Below are 3,725 nucleotides of genomic sequence, written 5' to 3' on the forward strand. Positions count from 1 at the left end.
TGAAGAACTTGGACTTGTCATCGAACAGCTGCCGGGATTCGAAGCGCACATAGCGCTCCCACAGGCTGTGGGAGCCGAAGGCGTTGGTCACGCGGATGCGCTGCTTGTCTTCCGGCGAGCAGAAGGTCATGCCGATGTTGCCGCCGCTAGCGCCCACGTGCGGAGCTTCGGTATCGGTCGAGCCCTGGGTGACGAAGACGTTGCACAGGTTGTCCGGCTCGGTGTACTCCTGCGGATAGACCGCGAAGTTGCCGGAGTCGTTGACCGGTGCGCCGTTGATGGTGAAGCCCAACTGGTCGCTGTTGAAGCCGCGCACGCGGATGTTGCCGCCGAACAGGCCCGTGCCGTCGTTGTCGTAGGTGTTCACGCCCGGCAGCAGGTTGATCATCTGGTAGGGCGTGCCGGTGGGCGACTGTTTTTCGATGTAGTCACGGACTGGATACCAGTGCAGATCTGGTGCTGGCCGAATTGCTGCAGAACGGCGACGTCAGCGACAACGAAGCGCCGCTGGCCGGCGTGAGCCTGGTCAGTACTCATGGTGCGCGCGACACTGCCTGGACCTACACGGCTGAACAGACCGACGTAGCAGGCAATGCGAGCCCCAAGGCCAGCCTCAACGTGCTGGTCGATGCCGCCACGCCGCCGCTGCTGGACCTGGATGCGTCCGCTGACGGTATCCAGTCAAGTGCACAGCGGCAAGCCTCAACCAGCGAATTGCGCTCGGGCACGGCCTTCGTCGCCAACGTGGTACCGCCTGCCAAGACCACGGCTTCGGCCATCGATGTAGTTTTCAGTGGCCGCGGTCTGGATCTGGTCAATGATCGCCTGTTGATGGATGCCTTGGTGGCGCTGGATGCCAACCTGGCTCCGGTCAGCGGCAAGACCGTGGGTGGCGTGGCCGATGTCAGTTACGTCTATACCACGGCCACGCGTACGTTGAACATCACCAAGACCAAGGGAGGCGCCTTCACCGCTGCCGAGGTAGAGGCCCTGGTGGAAAATATCAAGCTGCAAAATCTGACGCCCACGCCAGGCAGCCGGGTGATCACCTTCACCTTGCGCGACGAAGCCGGTCTGGTCAGTCCCTCCATGCAGGCTACCCTCAGCGTGGGCAGCGACAGCCTGCTGCTGGACCTGGACCCGACCACCCCTGGAGTGCAGCTCGTGTCCAGCCAGAATGTCACCGATGCGACTCGTCTGGCCGCTGGTGTCGCCTTCGACACCAGCGTGGCTGTGCCGACCTCGACCCAGGTCACCGCAGTGAAGGTGGTGCTGGGTGGCGTGGGTCTGGATGTACTCAACGATCGCCTGATCCTGGATACGGCGCTGGCCCTCAACGCCGACCTGGCGATGAGTGCCGGCAAGACGGTAGGCGGCGTGACCGGTCTGAGCTATGGCTATGACAGAGCCAGCCGCACGCTTACCCTGAGCAAGGCCGGCGGCGCAATCTGGAGCGGCAGCGAGGTGCAATCGGTGCTCCAGGCCATCAAGCTGGGCGGCAGCAGTAGCCACGATGGCGTGCGCACGGCCAGCTTCAGCCTGGTCTCCAGCACCGGCGAGACCGGTAACACATCGACGGCCGGTATCCTGTTCGACACCCATGCGCCCACGCTGGACGCCGATGCCACCCTGGTCGAGCTGCAGACGACTTCACGCAAGCTGTTCACGGCGGCCAAGGCCGTGGCCGGTGAGGCGCTGTTCGCGCAGGATATTGCGGTTTGGCCGACCAAGGACATCAGCAGCATCGGCATCAAGCTGGATGGTCCGCAACTGGACCTGCTCAAAGATAAGCTGGTGTTGGACGTGCCGTTGGCCCTCAACGCCAGCCGGGCCACCGTCAGCGGCAAGAGCATCGGTGGCGTCAGCGGCTTGAGCTATGGCTACGATGGCAGCACCCATGTGCTGACCATCAGCAAGAGCTCGGGCGCGGCCATGAGCGGACTGGATGCGCGCGCCATCTTGAAGGCGATCCAATACCAGAACGCCACGCCGACTGCGGGCGACCGCAGCGCCACCATCACGCTCACCGATGTGGCTGGCAACAGCAGCAATACCGGCGTGAATTGGTCGGTGGACATGACGGTCCCGGGCAGCATCACCGGCACGCTGGTGAGCGACAAGCAGATCAGCTACAAGACCTTGACCCTTCCAGAAGAAATGGGCAGCACCAATAAGCACAATCTGCATTCGGGCGAGAGTGTCGATCTCACCAGCCTGCTACCGGCAGGGATGACGCCGACCAGTTTCCTCGCCTCGCTCAAGGGCTTGTACACCGAATGGGGCGGGGTGGCCATTACCAGCGATGCCAATACTACCTTCGAAAGGTACACCACTGTGTTCTCCTTCCCCAGCGGATTCGGATTGGCCACCCCGTTCAGCCTGGTGCACCAGGGCGGCGGTGCTGTCAAGGGCGAGAACTTCACGTTCACGTCCGCTGACGGCAAACAGCTCTTGCTCAATGCCATCAATGGCTTCTACGTCCTCAATACCGACGTCTATGCCTTCAAGACAGCCACGTTGCCACAGAACTATGACATCGGCAATGTGCGCCTGCTGTACCAGGTCACCACGGACAATCCGAACTCGCTGCCGACCATCAATGTCAGCTATGACGGCACCAAGGCCAGCGCCGGTGACGTGATTGGCCTCTACGAGGGCGACAAGCTGCTGGGCAGCCGCACATTGAGTGCGGCCGATGTCGGTAGCGCTGCGGCAACGCTGGACGTCACGGTCGCCAGCAGTCTGGCCGCTGGCAACCACGTGATCACGCCCAAGTTCAGCGATCCGGCGGGTAACGTGGTGGTCGGCAATGACATCCGTCTCACGTTGGCAAGTGGTGCAGTGGCGCCGGTCCTGAGCAATCTGCGGGTCAATGGCGAAACACCGGACACCCAGCCCATCAATGGCTCATCGACCAAGTACGCCATGATCGCGGAAACGCCCCTCAGCCCAGTGACCCTGGTCGGTCTGGACCAGAACCTGACTTTCTCCGGCACCGTCGGTGGCGCAGGTTCTGGCGACAGTTACCTGATCTCGGTAAGCATGGGCGGCAAGGTGATCCTGTTCAGTGAGGTGAAGGCAGGTGACTTCTCGCTGACCACCCCAGCCAACATCCTCGCACCGGGCATGTATCACGACCTGACCATCACGGCCACCAATACCAGCGCCGGCATCAACAACGGCCAGACCACCATCCTCCAGAACCAGACGCTGGGCTGGTACTGGGTGCCACAGAAGCTGGATAGTCTTAGCGGTGGTGCCGGTGACGACCAGATCCAGTTGGCCGTCACCACCGCCGGTGCCAGTACGGTGGTGCAGACTGGCCAGGGCAAGGACACGGTCGATCTGGTTGACCGACTTGGCCACGGCCAGATAATCCGGGTCGCTCTTCAACAAGCCCCAGCGGCGATGCTGGGTCATGAACCACATGCCATCGGAGAGGAACGGGAAGTTGACCTGGCCCTCTTCATAGAACTTCATATAGTTGGGATCGTCCCAGGTCTTGCCCAGGCCGTTCTGATAGCGCCCGAGGATGCGCTGGTCGATCACGTCCTTGCTGGTGTTCACATAGGACTTGTCGGCGATCACCTCGGCCATCTTGTTCTTGTTCACCAGCGAGGCATCGATCCACTTGCTGGCGTCGAGGATGGCCGCCATCATGGCGCGGCAGGTGTTGGGATATTTCTGCACGAATTCGCGCGAGGTACCGAGCACCTTCTCGGGAT

Annotated in this window: 1 protein-coding gene and 1 pseudogene; both read right to left on the reverse strand. The window is 62.0% G+C overall.

Features of this window, described 5'->3' with window-relative positions:
- Positions 1-388, reverse strand: a 388-nt coding sequence (locus I5W_RS20100; RefSeq protein ID WP_044530558.1) for a TonB-dependent receptor plug domain-containing protein, incomplete at its 3' end; no start/stop codon positions are given.
- Between the two features lie 2,951 nt (positions 389-3,339).
- Positions 3,340-3,725, reverse strand: a pseudogene (locus I5W_RS30245) (ABC transporter substrate-binding protein); the annotation flags it as partial.

It is taken from the genome of Herbaspirillum sp. B65 (assembly GCF_000333555.1).
Classification (GTDB): Bacteria; Pseudomonadota; Gammaproteobacteria; order Burkholderiales; family Burkholderiaceae_D; genus Herbaspirillum; species Herbaspirillum rubrisubalbicans.